This window comes from Idiomarina sp. MD25a, assembly GCF_001870515.1.
In the GTDB taxonomy this organism is placed as follows: domain Bacteria; phylum Pseudomonadota; class Gammaproteobacteria; order Enterobacterales; family Alteromonadaceae; genus Idiomarina.
The window spans coordinates 23994-42838 of the sequence record NZ_MDGT01000005.1; the positions used below are offsets into that span (position 1 = coordinate 23994).

Below are 18845 nucleotides of genomic sequence, written 5' to 3' on the forward strand. Positions count from 1 at the left end.
ATTTCAAACAGTTAACTGCGTCAAAAAAACAACATCACACTTTATTGATGTCGTACTTTTTCATTTTTTCGACCAGTGTCGTGCGTCGCATACTGAGTAAATCAGCCGCTTTGGCGACTACACCATCGGCGCGTTCTAGCGCCTGTTTGATCATTTCAACTTCGATTTCAGCGAGCATATCTTTAAGATTGACGCCGGTTTCAGGAATATCCGCGGCACTCGCCTCAAGCACGCCAGCATCACTTTCCGATAATTCTTCTTCGGCTTCGTCATCGTCATCGTCAGAGAAAATAGCGTTTAATGCATCTCGCTCCTCGAGCTCATCAGGGTATTCAGGTGTTATCTCTTCACTATCCACGTGCCGGTATTTATGGGGAAGATCACCTACATCAACCAACTGGTTGGGGTGAGTAATAGAAAGACGCTCGATAAGGTTCGATAACTCTCTTACGTTACCTGGCCACGCATGCGCTTCTAACGACTGCAGCGCTCTATCGGTTAGGCGAACGCTAATGCCACGCTCTGCTTTGAATCGCTGCGCGATTTCGCGCAATAATAAAGGCACATCTTCAGAGCGCTCGCGCAACGCGGGAACTTCAATAGGAAACACATTCAGTCGATAATACAGATCCTCGCGGAAGCGCCCGTCAGCAATCATCCCCTCAAGCTCACGGTGAGTAGCAGCTACGACGCGCACGTCTGCAGTAATACTCTTACTTCCACCGATTCGCTCAAATATTCGTTCCTGCAATACGCGCAGCAGTTTAACCTGCATTGGTAGAGGCATATCGCCAATCTCATCAAGAAACAACGTGCCACCTTGAGCTAATTCAAAGCGTCCTTTTCGGACACCAATAGCTCCGGTAAATGCACCCTTTTCATGCCCAAACAGCTCGCTTTCAAGAAGGTCAGGAGGAATAGCCCCACAGTTAACGGGGACAAAAGGTCCTTTAGAACGAGGCGAAAGTTCATGAATGCCTCTAGCGACCACCTCTTTACCTGTCCCAGACTCACCTAAAACCAACACATTGGCTTCACTCCCAGCAACTTGGCGAATCAATTTGCGGATCTCGCGAATATCATGGCTTTGGCCGACCAAACGCTTTTCTAGTAAGTCCGCCGTTTGCTCTTGATGTTTACGTTGACTCGGAAGATGGCGGTGATACGCCTGACAGTATCGAATAATATGAGAAAGGTTTTCATAGCTCAGTGACTCAGTAATCTCACCAATCACATTAACTCGCCGAGTGGCATTTAAATGCTGCTTACTTGCACAGATGAAAGGCACATTAGGGTACTCAACGGCTACTGCTTCGAGGTCATCAATGCCGTCTCCCGCAATGATGCAGAGAGCGTTATCTAACTGGTCGTCATCTAACCACTGCGTATGACACTCTACGAGCTCGCCCATAAAGTCGAGTACAGTCTGCAATTGCTTCTTACGCTCCGAATCCGACTCGAGCACATAGATCACCCGAGCTTCTGTCGTAGAGGAGTTTACCACGCGTTAACCCTTTAGTTTGCCAACCGACCAATAACAAAGTCATGCCCGGCGCTATGAAGAAATAATTCAGTTGCTTCAGGTAGTGTGCGCTGCTGCGCAATCTCTACCCACTGATAAAATACATTTCGATGAACTTTCGCCGTTAAGCCTGTTGGAAGTTCAAAGTAAGGCACGTCATCCTTAACATAACTTAACAGTTGTTCATTCAAAATATATCGTTCATCAATGTTGGTGACAACTTGAATTACTGTCTCACCCTCATAATCGTAGAATTTCCAATCAATAATGAGAAAAGGCGCGTCTGCAACGCTAATTTTCATTTTTTCAGCAGGCGTGATAAGAAAATACTCGCCAGACTCGAAGGTAAGCACAGAGGCAAAAAGTTTAACTAACGCTTTGCGGGTGATCGGCGAGCCTTGGTACAGCCACTCGCCCTGTTCATTAATAAACATTGGGATCTCACCACAGTAGGGCGGATCCCACTTTTCGGTAGGAGCGTGATGATACGACTCAAGCTGTTTAGCTAAATCGTTCAGCGACATAGGCGATTAATCAACCAGTTTTTTCTGACGGAGTAAGTACCAAAGTGTCGCTTCCGTGCGGTTGGATACCTTAATGGCTTTGAAAATAGCCGAGAGGTGAACACGTATAGTTCCCTCGGTAATACCCAAAATATTTGCAATTTCCTTATTCGATAAACCTTGCGCTAATAACTGCATAATTTCAAGCTGACGCGGTGATAAAAAGCTCTCAGCACCGCTATTTTTATTACGCGGTTCGTTAAGGTTTGGGTCGTCAGGTAAGTAACGATCGCCATTGAGCAAGCCCCGAATAGCCATTTTTGCTTGCTCCGCTGAAGCATCTTTTGGCAAATAGCTACGTACTCCAGCGGCCATTACTTGGCGCACATCACCAATCGCTTTTGCTTTAGTGAATAGGACTAAATGCGCTGAGGGCGCTAAACGCTTCAGGCGCTGTAAGGCCGGACGGATTTCTTCATCAGGCAACTCCATCTCTACGAAGATGATATTGAACTCATCTGCCTTAAGGTAGTTTTCGGCAACCGCAAACGAGTCAGCCTCATAAATTGATGGCTGAGTTGCATAGTTGGTCAGTAATTGTATGAGTCCTGAACGCATGAAGAACGATGGATCAATAATTAAAATCTTCATCTGGTTTCTCTCGTTTAATATCCTTACCTATTTAACTTTTAGCATACCCGAATTACAATTGAGAGCAAGTGTTCAAGCAACTTAATATAGTTTTTCAGACTAATTGTTAATTTTATTAACAGCTGTGTGATGTTTGTCCTTTATGCATTCGTGTAAAAACCTTGTATAGTAAGTTCATTACTCATTTATAGGGAATTCACATGAGATCATTTAGCCGTTCAATTATGACCTCGCTGATTGCACTCAGCGCGTTCTTTACTACCTCAATTAATGCACAGACAGTTTATACAAATGTTAATGGATATACGCTAACAAGCCCCGCCGGACAAGATGCACAACTTGCGCAGTTCAGTTCTTTTGCGGTGCGTAATGGCAAGTTCATTGCGATGGGCGATGCCGAGCTTGCGCAACAATTTCCCGATTTCACACGTGTCGACTTACAAGGTAAAACAGTATTCCCTGGTTTGATTGATGCCCACGGTCACGTATTGGGCTTGGGCCTAAGCTTACTGCAAGTCGACCTACGTACAAGCGAGTCAGCATCCGACGCCGTTAATGCAGTCAACGACTATGCTCAGCAGCACCGCGACCTCCAATGGATAAAAGGACGTGGCTGGAACCAAGAAAACTGGCCCAGTAAACGTTTTCCAACCGCAGAACAGCTTGATGAGTTCGTCGCTGATCGCCCCGTTTATTTGACCCGTGTTGATGGTCATGCGGCATGGCTCAACTCAAAAGCACTCGAAGTCGCCGGTATTACCAGTGAGACAGTCTCACCGGATGGCGGTCAAATCATCAAAGACGCTCAAGGTAACCCAACGGGCGTGCTCATCGATAATGCCGTCAACTTAGTTGAGCCGCTAATCCCAGAGCCTACGGCGAGTGAGAAAAAGCAAGCCTTTCAGCTGGCATTCAACCATTTGCTATCGCTCGGTATAACCTCCGTGCATGATGCCGGCGTACCTGCGGTTGACCTATCAATCTATAAAGGTATGCAACATCAAGGAGAGATGCCAATGCGCGTTTATCCTATGATTGCAGCGACCGAGCCACAATTGCCCCAATTGTTAGCTGAAGGACCTTACCGAACCGATGACGATAAACTCTTTATTCGCAGCGTAAAAATTTATGCTGACGGTGCACTAGGAAGTCGCGGCGCAGCACTGCTTAAGCCTTACAGTGACGACCACGACAACCATGGTCTACTCGTAACGTCGGTTGAAAATATACGGAAGTTATATCAATTAATCATTCCGTTTGGCTTTCAAATAAACACGCATGCCATTGGTGACCGTGCCAACCGCATTGCACTCGACGCTTTCGCTGAGTTCTATCAAACATTGGGCGGGCGCAATTTACGTAACCGCATTGAGCACGCACAAATCGTCAATGTAGACGACCTACAGCGCTTTAAGGATTTGAATATCATCGCCTCCATGCAGCCCACGCACGCAACAAGCGACAAGAACATGGCTGAAGACCGCTTAGGTAAAGCACGTATGAAGGGAGCATATGCCTGGCATACCTTACTCGAGCAAGGTACGATTATTGCTGCTGGCTCCGACTTCCCGGTTGAGCTTGCGAACCCATTTTACGGCTTGCATGCGGCTGTAACGCGCCAAGATCGCCAAGATATGCCTGCTGGCGGCTGGTACGCCGAAGAGTCGATGTCGCTCGAGCAAGCATTGCGTGCCTTTACGATTGATGCGGCGTATGCGGGTTGGCAAGAAAGCACGTTAGGCTCGATTGAGCCTGGCAAGTGGGCTGATTTTATCGTACTCGACCGAGACCCCTTCGCAATTGATGCAAAAAACATTTGGCAAGTAGGCGTTGAGCAAACCTTTGTCGCAGGTGAGCAGGTATATTCAAATGAATGATGATTTTTTATTCTCCGAGGACGAACCTGAAGAAGAGGTGCTCACCACGGCACCTCCTTATGAAATCCTGATCGTCGATGATGACGAGGAAATTCACACTATTACAAAAATGGCGCTGGCCGACTTTAAACTCGACGGGCGTCCATTAAAGTTTCACTCAGTTTATTCTGGCGAGGAAGCCAAACAGTTTTTATCCAATAATACAGCCATCGCAATGACGCTATTGGATGTCGTCATGGAAACAGACCATGCGGGACTTGATGTCGCACGCTGGATCCGCCAAGAGTTACAGAATCGACTGATTCGTATCGTATTGCGCACGGGACAACCGGGCCAAGCGCCCGAAGAAGATGTCATTGCTCGCTACGACATAGACGACTACAAAGAAAAAACCGAGCTGACCTATCGCAAGCTCGTCACTTTAATGTATTCCTGTCTGCGCGCATACCGTGATCTTAATGCAATTGAACGTAATAAGCGCGGTTTAGAAAAGGTCATCAATGCATCAGCTGAAGTGTTCAGCGCCCAATCTATGCACGCCTTGTGTCAGGGTATTTTAGAACAATTGGTCGCACTGATTACTCACTCTGATGATGCCATGTATTGTCGCACCCATGGTCTTACCGCTAAGACCCGTGACAATCAAGAGTTTGAAATTATCGGAGGCACCGGCGACTATGCCCAAGCCGTTGGTCAGGCGGTCACACAAGATATTGACTGGTCGTTAGTGGCCGAGCTGCAAAACCTTCAACGCTCGGTGGTATTTAGAATTCATAATAACGATTACTATGGACTCTATAAAACGACGGGCGGTCGACAATATTTACTCGTCATCAAAGATGTTCGAGATTTGTCTGAGCTTGATCAAAACTTACTCGGCCTGTTTGTGAATAATAGCTCTATCGCAATCGATAACCTTAACTTGAGAGAAACCGAGCGAGAAGCTCAGCGCGAGTTGCTGTACTCCGTAGGTGAGGCTATCGAAAAACGGTCGGTCGACAATATTAGCCATCATGTGAAGCGTTCTGCTGAAATGGCCGGACAATTGTTAATTGCTACGGGGGCTACCAGCGAAGACGCAGAAAAACTGAAGCAAGCGGCATCAGTGTACGATATCGGCAAAGTCTCCGTGCAAATGGAATTGGCTCAAAGTGCCGATGCCCTATCGATTCATGATTACGAAGAAATCATGAGTAACGTAATCAAAGGTCATGACTATCTGAGCCAGACCGATACCGAAATTGCACAAATCGCAGCACGTATTGCGCAAGATATTCATGAGCGTTGGGATGGACTGGGCTTCCCCAGTCGTAAAAAAGCGAAAGCGATTGATATCAATGCGCGAATTCTATCCATCACCAGTCAGTATGACGCACTGCGCACACAACGCTCATATCGCGATGCGCAGGATACGGGCGCCGCGATCGATTATTTGACGCTGCACTCGGGTGAGTTTTTCGATCCTGAATTAGTCGGCATCATGATCGATCATATCGAAGCAATGGAAAAAATCAGACAACGTTATTCGGATATCATCTAAACACGAGGGTATTATGGATCTTCAATCCATTCGTCGAGATTACAACATTGGCCATTTGACTGAGTCTGATGTGCCTAATACGCCGTTCAAGCTGTTTGAGAGCTGGCTAAACAATGCCGTCGAGTGCGGTCTCAACAGCGATCCAACGGCAATGACCGTCGCCACGGTGGATAGCAACAGTCATCCGAGTCAACGTATCGTGTTGCTCAAAGGCTTTGACGAGTCGGGGCTACGCTTCTTTACCAATAAGCAAAGTCATAAAGGTAAGGATATCGCACTCAATCCCCAGGTCTCTTGTCACTTTGCCTGGCTTGCACTCGAGCGCCAAGTGCACTTTCGTGGTAACGCCGAGCCTTTATCTGAACAGGAAAACGACGAATACTTTTATTCACGCCCGTTCGAAAGCCAAGTAGCCGCACTGATTTCTAATCAAAGTCAGCCGATTGGCAGTCGCGATGAGCTTGTACGTTACTACCAAGAGCAGCTTGAGCAATATCAAGGCAAGCAAGTACCGCGTCCACAACATTGGGGCGGTTACCGCATCGTGCCGAGCGAAGTTGAGTTTTGGCAAGGTGGTGAGCATCGCTTACACGACCGGTTTATCTACCGCTTAGCAAGTGCAGATAATTGGAGCGTGCAGCGATTACAACCTTAATTCAGTGCTGTCGGTAACGGCTGCTGACAAAACTCAGCGCACTTACGCAATACTTTGAGTGTAGCGGGCGCATAACGTACACCTTTCTCAAGCTGTTGGCGCTTGCGCGCCAGCGCTTGATGACCGGGGATGCGCACGGGGTTGTCCGCAGCAATCGGTTTTGCCGCCAAGGTGTCACCAATTAACTCATCCACCTGAGTAATAAATGCTTTTTGCTCGCCAAACGCCGAAGGGTCAATAACTTGAACCCAAACACAGTTGGCATCGCCCTCATCTTTGCCTTGATTCCGACCATACTGCGCCAGCGCCATCGTCCACAGTTCACTAAATAGCGTTAAGCCATAACCTTTATAGCCCAATAGCTCACCACCCAATGGACCAATCGCACTACCCGGTTCTGAGAAAAACGTCTCAGGGTCATCGGTCCATTCGCCCTGAGCCGTGACCAATGCGTTATAAGGCAATTTCTGCTGATTGGCTTTTGCCTGACGTACCTTGCCCGCGGCCGTCATGGATAAACTGATGTCCAATAGAATAGGATCGCCAGAGCTAGGCACACCTACAGCGAGCGGATTAGGCGAATACACCGCTTGTTTAGCGCCAAACGGAGCGACGGCGCGCTGGCCTGGGGTCGAGCACATTAAACTGACCATCATGCCCTGCTCTGTTGCTAGGCTTAAATAGGCAGCTAATGAGGCGATATGTTGGCTACGGCGAACGGTGATGGTACCAGTGCCCGCCTGTTTCGCCATCTGAATGGCTTCGTTAATGGCCATTGGCATCACATAAGGACCCGGTAAACGTTGCGCATCCCAATTGGCGACGGCGGCACGCTGTTGCAGTACCTGAGGTTGCCCTTTGGGCTGACTCTCACCACGCTCCAACCACTGACAATTATTCAGCAGCCGAATTAGACCATGGGTACTGTAGCCCAATAAGTCACCTTCAAGTAAATAGTAGGCAACATGGCGAGCTACTTCGCCAGACGCACCAACTGCTTGCAGACATTCGTCGGCCCACGCTAACAATTCGTTGTAATCAAACAGACAATCACGCTCGCTCATCAAATTTCCTCTTGGTCAGCGACACTACTAACGGTAAGCTTACACCAATGACCATAGCAAGGAGTAGAACAGGTGTCATCTAGTCGATTAATTGAACGCATAGCCGTAATTACCAGCGGTGGCGACGCCCCCGGTATGAATGCAGCACTACGTGCAGTGGTATTAGCTGCCGAGCATGATGGAATAGACGTTGTGGGTTTTCGTCATGGATATGAAGGCTTGCTAAACAATGACTATATGAAACTCGGTCGCGATGAAGTTGAACATATATTGCAATATTCCGGCACCATTATTAAAAGCGCGCGCAGCGAACGCTTTAAAACCGATGAGGGCGGAATAGAGGCCGCACGCAACCTGGATGCGCAAAATGTAGATGCATTTATTGTCATTGGTGGTGATGGTTCATTTAGAGGCGCAAATCATCTTGCTAAATTTTGGCAAGGTCCTATTATTGGCATCCCCGGCACCATCGACAACGACCTTTTCGGAACCGACAACACGATTGGCTACGATACCGCGGTAGAAACCGCGATGGACGCGCTCGATAAAATCCGTGATACCGCAGAAGCTATGGACCGCGTGTTCATTGTTGAAGTCATGGGTCGCAACGCGGGCTACATTGCGATTAGCAGTGCCATGGCAAGCGGCGCAGAGCGTATGATTTTACCCGAACTGCAAAAGGATAAACCACTCACTATTGATGCATTGGTTAAACACGTCGAAGGCGTGAACCGCGTGCGTGGTGACTCCAGTTACGTGATGGTGTTGTGCGAAAACCAATGGCCTGGCGGCGCAGTGCGCTTAGCCGAGCAACTTGAGGATCGACTCAACTTTCCATGTCGTCCTTGTTTGCTCGGTCACGTACAACGTGGTGGACGCCCAACGGCCATGGATCGTATCTTAGCGACCCGTTTAGGCGTTTATGCCGTACAACTGGTACAAGAAGGCATTACCGGTGTAATGGCCGGCATTGAGAAGAACGAGCTGGTTACTACACCGCTCGAAGACACTTGGGTCAAGCGCAAAGTGCTGAGCCAAGAATTGATAGATATACAGACCAAGTGTTTTAACCCGATCAAAAAAGATCGTCATAAAGCCACGGTCGACAAAGCGTAAAGTAAGGTATTGTGCCCATGTCAGAAATTTCACTTCCAGTGGCGACCAATGATCCCGTGCGCCCTTTTTTTGGCGCCGAGCGTTCATTTTCGATCCATCCTGGCAGTATTCACATCATTGGCTTCGGCTTTGATGGCACCGCGTGTTTTCGTAAAGGTACCAAAGAGGGTCCGGATGGCCTTCGTTCGGTGTCTGAAGATATTGAATCGTATTCTCCCTACTTGGATGCCGATCTGGAAGATTACGAGTTTTTTGACCTAGGCAACTTACGTTTGGGTTTTGACGACGACGTTGAGGCACAATGGCATCATGCCAATAATGACTTTAACCAGATTTTTGAACCGTTGGATTTAGCCGCGACCAAAACCAAGCTCATTACCTTAGGGGGTGAGCATTCGATTTCGTACGCGCCTATCGTTAAGCATCTCAAACAATACCCCAATATGGTGTTGTTACACCTTGATGCGCACGCAGATTTGCGTGATGGCTTCTTGGGTTATCACTTTTCACACGCGTCGATAATTCGCCGCGTGGTCGATCACTTCGGCCCAGAACACCAGCTTATTCAGTATGGTATTCGTTCAGGCACTCGTGATGAATATACCTGGATGAATCAACAAGGCACGATCCGTAAATCGCGGCAGGACTTTTTGACATCGGTGCAGGAGATCGCCGGCGACCGCCCTATCTACCTTACGCTGGATCTCGACTACTTCGACCCCGCATTTATGCCCGGTACAGGTACACCAGAGCCGGGCGGCGAGGACTTTCATTCATTCGTCAGTTTGATGAAGATCCTGCGTGAGAAAAACTTCATTGGCGCAGATATTGTTGAGTTATCTCCCAAAATCGACCCAACAGGCAACTCAGATGTATTCGCGGCAAAAATCGTCCGCGAAGTATTGTTAACACTAGAGCAAGCAGGAGCATAAGCCGATGGCAGATTGGACTATCGACCAAGCTGAAGAACTTTACGGCGTGAATCGTTGGGGTGCGGGATATTTCTCCATTGGTGAGAACGGTAATATCAAAATCGCGCCTAACCACCGTTTACCCGACATTACCATCGACATGCGCGAAGTCGTGGATGAAATTATTGCCGAAGGTATCGAGCTGCCCGCAGTTATCCGCTTTCATGACATCTTGCGCTCACAAGTTGAGATCATTAACGAGACGTTCAACAAATGTATTGAGGAAGCCGAATACAAAGGTCAGTACTGCGGTGTATTTCCCATTAAAGTGAACCAGATGCGTGAAGTGGTCGAAGAGATCATGGATGCCGGCGAACCCTATAACTACGGTTTAGAAGCGGGTTCAAAGCCAGAACTCATGGCGGTCATGGCATATAATGACAACCCTGAAGCGCTGACGGTATTAAATGGCTATAAAGATAAAGACTACTTGACCTTGGCGCTGCTTGGACGCCAACTCAAACGCAAAATGATCATCGTGGTCGAGAAATTCAGTGAACTCGAAATGCTGATCCCGCTTGCGAAGCAGCTCGGTGTTGAGCCAATGATTGGCTTGCGCTCAAAAATGATGGTGCGTAGCTCAGGTAAATGGGCGGGCTCAAGCGGTGATCGCGCTAAGTTTGGTCTGAGTATTGCCGAAATTCTTAATGCCATTGAACGTTTGCGCGAAGAAGACATGCTGCATTGCGCGAAGTTATTGCACTTTCATATCGGCAGTCAGCTCTCGGATATTCGCAAAATTAAAGAAGCGGTATCTGAGGGAGCGCGTTTGTACGCCAAATTGGTGCAAGAAGGCGTTGAACTTGAGTACTTAGACATCGGTGGCGGCTTAGGTATCGATTACGACGGCACCAGTTCTACCACCGACTCATCGCGTAACTACTCAACCGAGGAATATGTTGCTGACGTGGTATGGGGCATTAAACAGGTCTGTGACCTCGAGAACGTCCCTCACCCTAACATCGTGAGTGAGAGTGGTCGCGCCATGACTGCGCACCACAGCTGTGTTGTCTCGAACATTGTCGGCGAAGTAAATCCTTCAGGCACTGACTTTGATTTAAGTGCTACCGAAGACGAGCATATTCTGGTCAAGAACATGCGTGACCTGTTTATTAACGGTGCACAGTATCACCCTCAAGAGCGCTATAACGACGCGGCAGGTTACAAACAAAGCGCATACGAGGCATTTAAGCTCGGTATCCTCTCGCTGCAGGAGATGGCTAAGCTTGATACCATGTATTGGCGTATTCTCGCCGATATCCACACCGGCCTTGATGAGGAAAGTGCTTTCATTCAAGAGCTGGATGAGCTTGAAGATATGCTGGCGAGTCAGTACCTGTGTAACTTCTCGATTTTCCAGTCAGCTGCGGACACCTGGGCAATTGGTCAAGTACTGCCGATTGTGCCTATCTCGCGCCTTGACGAGAAGCCCGAAGTGCGTTGCTCTATTGCTGATATTACCTGCGACAGTGACGGTAAGCTGAGTAAGTACATTGAAGGCACAGAAATTCGTGAAAACATCCCGATGCATAAGCTGAAGAAGAATGAGAACTACCATGTAGGCTTATTCTTAACCGGCGCTTATCAGGATGTTATGGGTGACATGCATAACTTGTTTGGTCGTTTAACCGAAGTGCACGTTTATTGCCACGACGATGAACCGGGCGATTTCTATATTGAGGAAGTTGTACCGGGTACATCAGCCGAAAAAGTGCTGACAACGATGCAATACAACACCGAATATATGGCTAAAACGGTTAAAAAGCACATTGATCGCCAAGTACGTAAAGGTCATCTGCAGCCACGTGAGGGCGTACGGTGGACTAACTTTTACGAGAAATGTTTGGCGGGCAGCACCTATTTGCGTGTAGATTAACCGCAAAATGGTGATTTACTGACCAAACGGTAAAAAACCTAAGAAAAGCGGTTGACTCGAAGACGAAAAAAACGTTTAATACGCCTCGTCGCCCGGATAGCTCAGTCGGTAGAGCAGAGGATTGAAAATCCTCGTGTCGGTGGTTCGATTCCGCCTCCGGGCACCACTATTCTAAAGGCCTCGCTGGAAACAGCGAGGCTTTTTTGTTTCCCCCATTGTCCCAGATTTGTCCCAATTGTCCCATCCACATTGCTGGCTACACGTTTCAAGTGCTGCCCTGCAAGATGGGCGTGAAGCCGAAGCCGGTATGCCGATGAAAGATATCTGCCGTAAGTACGGTATCGGCAATTCAACGTTTTATAAATGGCGCGAAAAATACGGTGGCATGGAAGCGTCTGATGTGCGCCGCTTAAAAGAGCTTGAAGAAGAAAACCGTCGACTTAAGCAGATGTATGCTGAGTTGAGTCTCAAGTCACAGATGCAAGAAGATATTATAAAAAAGCTCTAGCACCTGTGGCAGAACGGAAAATCTGGGCTCGCGAGTTACAGGTGCAGTATAACGCGAGCGTTGTAAAGTGCTGTGATGTGGTTGGCATTAGCCGTACCGCTTACTATTACGAGCCGAAATTGACCGATGATGACGAAATCATTGATGCCTTGAATGCTTTAATCGACAAGCACCATCAGTGGGGTTTCCCAAAGTGCTTTAAACGCCTGCGAAAGCTAGGCCACCGCTGGAACCACAAACGTGTTTATCGTGTTTATACTGAGCTTAAACTGAACCTGCGACGCAAAGGCAAAAAGCGACTGCCCAACCGTAACCCAGAGCCGTTAGCTGCACCGAATGCATTGGGTAAGTTTTGGTCAATGGACTTTATGAGTGACAGCCTGCACAACAAAGTCAGGTTCCGCACATTTAACGTTATTGACGACTTTAATCGCGAAGTTTTAGGTATTGATATTGCAACCAGCATGCCGTCATTGCGCGTCATACGCTATCTTGAGCAACTTGCTGAGTGGCACGGTTACCCTGAAAAAATTCGGGTTGATAATGGCAGCGAATTCACCTCGGAAGTATTCGTTAACTGGGCAAAAGCGCATGACATCATGATTGATTACATCAAGCCGGGCTGCCCATACCAAAACGCATATATTGAGCGGTTTAACCGAACTTATCGCGACGATGTACTCGACTGCTACATCTTCAACAACCTGAACGAAGTGAAGCAAATAACCGAAGATTGGATTGAGCTATACAACAACGAACGGCCGCACGATTCACTCAATGACATGACGCCATTTGAGTACCGCAATGCGGCATAAATACTCTACGAGATGACTGTGTTATAAATGGGGTATTTACAGCCCACATCCCAAACGTCAGCAATTTGCTGACCATAAGTTCGTTTGAGAAGGTAGCTAATCAGCTTCACGGTATCCAGATCTTTAACCGCTTGTACTTCGGCCATAGTCTAGTTCCTTTTTTGCTGTAAAACGTGATTTTGAGTACTTAAGAGGGTATAAAGGGGAAATAGCCCGTTTTTAGTGGGTTTGCTTGTTCCCGTTATTGCAATTTGGGAACATTAGCAATTGAGGCTCACTCGGCATAATATATATTTAAGAATATTACACATCAGTATTACCTGAACGACACAACTCTAAGCACTGAGTCGCCAAAAACTTCTTACCTTCCTCATCGATATAGCAATAAAAAAGCACGCCCAAGTCGGGGCGTGCTTTGCAATTAGCTAAGGCCTCCACTTAGGCTTTTGCAGTTCCATTGAAGCGCTGCACTAAGTAGTAAAGCGCTGGCAGCACCACCAAAGTCAATAATGTCGACGAGACAATGCCGCCGATTACCACAGTAGCCAGTGGTCGCTGTACCTCAGCGCCGACACCGGTATTAAATGCCATAGGGACAAAGCCCAGGCTAGCTACGAGAGCAGTCATCAGTACAGGTCTTAACCGCTGTTGCGCGCCTTCAAACACCGCATCTTTCAATGGCAGTCCGTCGCGCAGCAGTTGCCGTATGAATGTCAGCATGACCACGCCGTTCAAAACCGCCACGCCCGACAGTGCAATGAAGCCGACTGCAGCGGAAATTGATAGCGGCATATCACGCAGCGCTAATGCGAATATCCCGCCGGTCAGCGCTAAGGGAACGCCTGTGAATATGACGAGTGCACTGCTCAGCGAATTAAACGCACTGTATAGCAGGCCAATAATTAATAGCAGCGCTAATGGCACAACCAAACTCAACCGTTGGGAAGCTGATTGCAGCTGTTCAAAGGTACCGTCGTAGTTAACCCAATAACCTGCTGGCAAATCAACGTCAGTCGTTAGCGCATCCTGAACATCTGCCACAAAAGAGCCCAAATCACGATCTTCAACATTCGCACTCACAATAACATTGCGTTTGCTGCTTTCTCGGTTAATTTGGTTCGGTCCACTTTCCAAACTCAATTCGGCGACCTCTCCCAACGGCACATAGCGCAGCTCAGGGTTGCCGGCAGGCAGATCAATAGGCAGTGATTTAAGCTGTTCAATGCTCTTACGCCATTCTTTGTCGAGACGTACCATTAGCTTGAAGCGTTTATCCCCCTCGTAAATAATCCCTGACTGAACTCCACCAACCGCAGCTTGAACTGCTCGCTGTACATCAGCGACTGTTAGGCCTAATAACGCTAAATGATCACGCTTAGGTATAACTGAGAGTGTCGATAAACCGGTCATTTGTTCAACCCGAACATCAGCAGCGCCATCAACGGTGCGAATGACTGCCGCGGCTGAGTCGCCTAACCGTTTAAGCGTTTGCAAGTCATCGCCATAAATACGAACCCCCAAGTCAGCTCGAACGCCTGCAATAAGTTCGTTAAACCGCATTTCAATCGGTTGAGTGAACTCGTACTTATTACCGGGAAGCTCTTGCACAGCAGTTCGTATTTCAGCAACCAGTTGCTCTTTGGTTTTTTCTGGGTTTAGCCAGTCCTCACGCTCCTTTAAAATAATAATGGTATCAGCGACGCTCGGTGGCATCGGGTCGGTCGCAACATCCGGGGTACCAATTTTTGAGAATACCAGTTTAACTTCGTCAAAGCGTGACACCACAGACTCGACATCTTTTTGCATTGCTATAGACTGCTGCAAGCCAGTCCCCGGAATGCGCAAGGCTTGCATGGCAATATCGCCTTCATCAAGCTGTGGCAAAAACTCAGTTCCCATGCGACTCGCCTGAAACAGTGATACCGCAAATAACCCAAAGCCAAGCAAAATAATGACAACTGGAAGCTTTAATGTTTGCCGCAGAGCCGGCTGATACACTTTGCGGGCCGCTCGCATTATTCGGCTTTCGCTGTGCTTAATATTGCCACGGACAAATATTGCAATAGCAGCGGGTACAAAGGTAACACTGAAAATTAACGCACCTAACAACGCCGCTACGACCGTAAACGCCATGGGATGGAACATCTTGCCTTCCACGCCACTTAACGCAAATATTGGCAGGTAGACCAGCATGATAATCAGTACACCAAAAACCGTTGGGTTGAAGACCTCACGTGTACTATGGGTTACTTCAATTAAGCGCTCTTTAGTGGTAAGTACCCGGCCTAAGCGTTGCTGTGCAATTCCAAGCCGTCGCAAAGCGTTTTCAACCACAATGACCGCACCATCGACGATAATACCAAAATCAATTGCGCCCAGGCTCATTAAATTACCAGACACCTTGTTGGCGACCATGCCGCTTACCGCAAACAGCATACTTAACGGAATGACACAGGCGGTAATCAGTGCTGCACGGGCATTTCCGAGTAGAATGAAAAGCACGACAATAACCAGCACGGCACCTTCAAACAGATTTTTCTCTACCGTTGCAATGGTTTTATCCACTAAGGATGTGCGGTTATAAACCGTTTCGATGACGACACCGTCTGGTAAGCTTCGTTGCACCTCCTCAATTTTATTGGCCACATTCTGTGCAACAATACGGCTGTTTTCGCCGATAAGCATCATGGCCGTGCCCAATACCACCTCGCTCTCGCCCGAGGTTGAAGCGCCAGTGCGTAATTGTTCTCCCAGTTTGACCTCAGCCACGTCACTCACGCGCACCGGTGCATCATCACGTTTTGTCACGACCACATCACGAATATCGTCAAGTGTCTTAAGCTGTCCAGGCGAACGCACCAACCATTGCTCACCATTTTTCTCGATATAACCGGCACCAGCGTTTCTATTGTTAAGATCCAATGCTGCCAAAAGGTCCTGCATGGTCACTTTATAGGCCAGCATACGACCGGGGATGGGAGCCACCTGGTATTGCTTTTCATAACCCCCCACACTATTAATCTCGGTAACACCGGGCACCTTGACCAGTTGCGGCTTAATGATCCAATCCTGGATGGTACGCAACTGCTCGGGCGTATACGCCTCGCCATCGGCATTGGTAGCCCCCTCTTTCGCGCGTACTACATAATTAACAATTTCACCAAGGCCGGAGGCTATTGGCCCCATCGTCGGCTCGATACCGTCGGGTACTTCTCCCCTTACCTTTTGCAATCGCTCACTGATTTGCTGTCTAGCCCAGTAAATATCGGTGCCCTCTTCAAACACCACGGTAACTTGCGACAACCCATAGCGTGAGATCGAGCGGGTGTAGTCCAGCTTTGGTAAACCTGCCATCGCGGTTTCCACCGGATAAGAAATACGTTGTTCGGTTTCTAATGGCGAATAGCCTGGCGCTTCTGAATTTATCTGTACCTGAACATTGGTAATATCCGGCACAGCATCGATGGGTAGCTTTAATGTGCTATAAACGCCCGCAGCTGCTACTAACAAGGTTGCGGCAAGCACCAGCCATCGACGATCAACCGCAAAGCGAATGAGTGCATCTATCATTGTTTACTCTCCCTAATGGCTGTGGCCTGCGCCTTGTTTTAGAATGTCAGCCTTTATCAAGTAGCTGTTTTCAACGACATAACTTTCGCCATTCTCAATACCCGATAACACCTCGGTGTATTCACCGTCAGTTCGGCCTAACTCAACTTCCCTGGCTTCGAAACGATTACCCTCTTTAATAAAAACAACGGGGTTATCTTCTAAACGTTGAACAGCATCATTGTTTATCGCCAAGCTCGCGTTAAAGCTGTCTGTAACGACATCCGCTTTTACGTGCATTCCCGGTCGCCAATGCCCCGACTGATTGGGCAACTCGATAAGTGCGCGTGCAATATGTCCGCCAGTCATTTGTGGCGAGATATAAGACACAGTTCCTTCGACGGTTTTATGATGATGCAAGTCGTACACATAGGTCGTTTGCTCTTCTTCTAACGACTCAATGTTCTCCGGGAACGCTGAAAGCTCTACCCAGACCGATGATGGATCCAGGACTTCAAATAATGGCTTTTGCTCAACCACTTCACCAACATTGGTAAAACGTGCAGTTACCTCTCCGCTAATTGGGCTGATGACTTCAAATGCCGTGCCTGTCGTAACATTCTCAACAACAGCCAGAGTTTGCCCGGCTTTTATGGCATCGCCGATATTGGCCTTTAGTGACGTAACAATACCTTTGTACTTCGCTCCGATATGCACAATATTGTTATTATTGGGGGCTATTACACCGAAAATTGTTTGCTTTACTCGAATGCTTTGAGCGCTCGCTGTTGCCAACGTTAATTTCGCGTTTTCTATTGCTGCATCACTTAAATTGGTATGGGGTGCTTCATGCTCTTCGTGTTTTTTCTCATAAGCCAATGCGGGCAGTGAAAAACTGGCAATGCAGATAATTGTAATCAATGTGTTGAGTTTCATTGTTGTACTCCTAAAAACGGCTGTCCGGTCATGCGCTCTAATTCGATGATGTCGCTGTAAATCGCATGTTGACGGGAGATTTTTTCATACTCGAGTTTTGCTAACTCTGTTTGCGCGTCTAACACTTGCAACAAAGAATGCGTTCCACGCCCGTAGCCCTGTTGAGTTTGTGCGAGTAACTGTTCAGATAGCGGCATCAGTCGCTGGTTTATCTTTTGCAGATAACTTTGGTGAGTTTGCAAACTATGCACTAGTGATAAAGCCAGTGACTTCAGTTGCTGCCGAACCACTTTTTGCTGCGCTAGGTTAGACTGATGCAGTAGTCGGCTTTGCTTTATGCGACCGACGTTAGGGTCAGCGAACTGCAATGGCATTGATGCCTGGACAATTAGACCGGCATCATCGAACTCGTTATTGTAACGAGCCCCGACACCAACGGTAATATCCGACTTTGAGTCCGCTGCTAACGCTCTGGCTTGCGCTTGTAGAAGTTGCTCAGAGTCCAGTAAACGCAAATACTCCGGCGCCCGATTAACAGCCGATAACACGTTGGCTTTTTCCGGGAGGCTTAGCGGAAAAGTAAAGTCTCCAGAGACGCGCGTAAAATTGAGCTCGCCTGCCCACATTGAAGCCAGTTCAGCTTGTTGCTTTTTCAGTTTACCGTTCAACTCGTCAGAGAAAGCGTATTGGCGCTCTAACTGTAATTTAATGCGAATAACCTCGGATTTAGGCACCGCGCCAGCTTCTACACGCTCCTGTGCCACTTTTATCAGTCGCTCAGTTCGCTGAATTTGACGCTCGCTGGTATGCGCGACTTGCTGAAGTTTTAAAATGTCATAGAAACGCTGTGTGGTTTCTGCCAAAACCTCAATTTGACGATACTCAAACTCTGCTCGCTGAGCTTTCTCTTTTTCGGTTGCAGCTTTAACTCGTAACTGCCGTTTGTCCCCTAACTCTATGAGCTGAGAAAAGGATACGGTCAATTGTGAGTTACTGATACCTTCTAGCCGTCCTGAGCCGGCAAAGTTTTCTATTTCCGCAGATACCCTTGGGTTCGCTGAAAACTCAGCCTGCTCTATCAGTGCTCCTGCAGCTCGTATTTTATAATCATACTCCAGTAACTCAGGGTTATTCTTGATCGTTTTTTGTAACGCTTCTTTCAGCTTTAAATCTGTCGTCGCAGCCGTCGCCACAGGCACTAGCGCACCTAAGCAAAAGGCTGCCACGAAGTATAAATACTTCATGTTGCTTCTCCATTAACT

13 protein-coding genes, 1 tRNA gene and 2 pseudogenes are annotated in these 18845 nt (G+C 47.9%); 8 read left to right on the plus strand and 8 right to left on the minus strand.

Going from position 1 to position 18845, the window contains the following annotated elements:
- Nucleotides 1-34: 34 nt before the first annotated feature.
- Genes BFR57_RS10965 through BFR57_RS10975 form a run of 3 tightly spaced genes read right to left on the minus strand, consistent with a single transcriptional unit; the run spans nt 35 to nt 2676 of the window.
- Nucleotides 35-1504 carry a sigma-54 dependent transcriptional regulator gene (locus BFR57_RS10965; RefSeq protein ID WP_071464046.1) on the minus strand — a complete coding sequence of 490 codons (1470 nt, stop codon included), beginning with the start codon at nt 1502-1504 and terminating at the stop codon, nt 35-37.
- Between the two features lie 11 nt (nt 1505-1515).
- Entirely contained in the window at nt 1516-2046 is a 531-nt protein-coding gene (locus BFR57_RS10970; protein WP_071464047.1) for a DUF1285 domain-containing protein, read from the minus strand.
- 6 nt (nt 2047-2052) lie between these two features.
- On the minus strand, nt 2053-2676 hold the full coding sequence (locus BFR57_RS10975; protein ID WP_071464048.1) for a response regulator transcription factor: 624 nt from the start codon (nt 2674-2676) through the stop codon (nt 2053-2055).
- Between the two features lie 200 nt (nt 2677-2876).
- Here BFR57_RS10975 and BFR57_RS10980 point away from each other — a divergent pair, with 200 nt between their 5' ends.
- From BFR57_RS10980 to pdxH, 3 genes are read left to right on the plus strand one after another with little or no spacing between them, the layout of a single operon-like run.
- Entirely contained in the window at nt 2877-4553 is a 1677-nt protein-coding gene (locus tag BFR57_RS10980; RefSeq protein WP_071464049.1) for an amidohydrolase, read from the plus strand.
- Entirely contained in the window at nt 4546-6093 is a 1548-nt protein-coding gene (locus BFR57_RS10985) for a response regulator (RefSeq protein WP_071464050.1), read from the plus strand. Before BFR57_RS10980 ends, BFR57_RS10985 begins: the two co-directional genes overlap by 8 nt.
- A gap of 13 nt (nt 6094-6106) precedes the next feature.
- On the plus strand, nt 6107-6748 hold the full coding sequence (gene pdxH / locus BFR57_RS10990) for a pyridoxamine 5'-phosphate oxidase (RefSeq protein ID WP_071464051.1): 642 nt from the start codon (nt 6107-6109) through the stop codon (nt 6746-6748).
- On the opposite strand, the gene BFR57_RS10995 is transcribed toward pdxH, so the two are convergent.
- Nucleotides 6745-7812, minus strand: a complete 1068-nt coding sequence (locus tag BFR57_RS10995; RefSeq protein ID WP_071464052.1) for an Ldh family oxidoreductase — start codon at nt 7810-7812, stop codon at nt 6745-6747. The two genes, pdxH and BFR57_RS10995, sit on opposite strands and share 4 nt — an antisense overlap.
- 72 nt (nt 7813-7884) lie before the next feature.
- Here BFR57_RS10995 and BFR57_RS11000 point away from each other — a divergent pair, with 72 nt between their 5' ends.
- The 5 genes and pseudogenes from BFR57_RS11000 (at nt 7885) to BFR57_RS11025 (ending at nt 13098) form a co-directional block, all read left to right on the plus strand.
- Nucleotides 7885-8928, plus strand: coding sequence for an ATP-dependent 6-phosphofructokinase (locus BFR57_RS11000; RefSeq protein WP_071464053.1), 1044 nt, complete (start codon nt 7885-7887; stop codon nt 8926-8928).
- 17 nt (nt 8929-8945) lie between these two features.
- A complete protein-coding gene (speB, locus tag BFR57_RS11005) occupies nt 8946-9860 on the plus strand; it encodes an agmatinase (protein ID WP_071464054.1) in 915 nt (304 codons plus the stop codon).
- Between the two features lie 4 nt (nt 9861-9864).
- Complete coding sequence (gene speA / locus BFR57_RS11010; RefSeq protein WP_071464055.1) at nt 9865-11775, plus strand: biosynthetic arginine decarboxylase; 1911 nt, start codon at nt 9865-9867, stop codon at nt 11773-11775.
- Nucleotides 11776-11865: 90 nt separating this feature from the next.
- Nucleotides 11866-11941 (plus strand) — tRNA-Phe (locus tag BFR57_RS11015).
- Between the two features lie 111 nt (nt 11942-12052).
- Nucleotides 12053-13098: pseudogene (locus BFR57_RS11025) on the plus strand (IS3 family transposase).
- A 41-nt stretch (nt 13099-13139) separates the two neighbouring features.
- Here the strand turns inward: BFR57_RS11025 and BFR57_RS12755 are convergent.
- From BFR57_RS12755 to BFR57_RS11040, 4 genes and pseudogenes are all read right to left on the minus strand, one after another.
- Nucleotides 13140-13244: pseudogene (locus BFR57_RS12755) on the minus strand (site-specific integrase); the annotation flags it as partial.
- Nucleotides 13245-13536: 292 nt separating this feature from the next.
- Nucleotides 13537-16668, minus strand: a complete 3132-nt coding sequence (locus tag BFR57_RS11030; protein ID WP_071464056.1) for a CusA/CzcA family heavy metal efflux RND transporter — start codon at nt 16666-16668, stop codon at nt 13537-13539.
- 12 nt (nt 16669-16680) lie between these two features.
- The gene (locus BFR57_RS11035) at nt 16681-17583 is read right to left on the minus strand and encodes an efflux RND transporter periplasmic adaptor subunit (RefSeq protein ID WP_071464057.1); all 903 of its coding nucleotides are present in this window, start codon (nt 17581-17583) and stop codon (nt 16681-16683) included.
- Entirely contained in the window at nt 17580-18827 is a 1248-nt protein-coding gene (locus BFR57_RS11040; protein ID WP_071464058.1) for a TolC family protein, read from the minus strand. The genes BFR57_RS11035 and BFR57_RS11040 overlap by 4 nt, the downstream gene beginning before the upstream one ends.
- Nucleotides 18828-18845 lie beyond the last annotated feature (18 nt).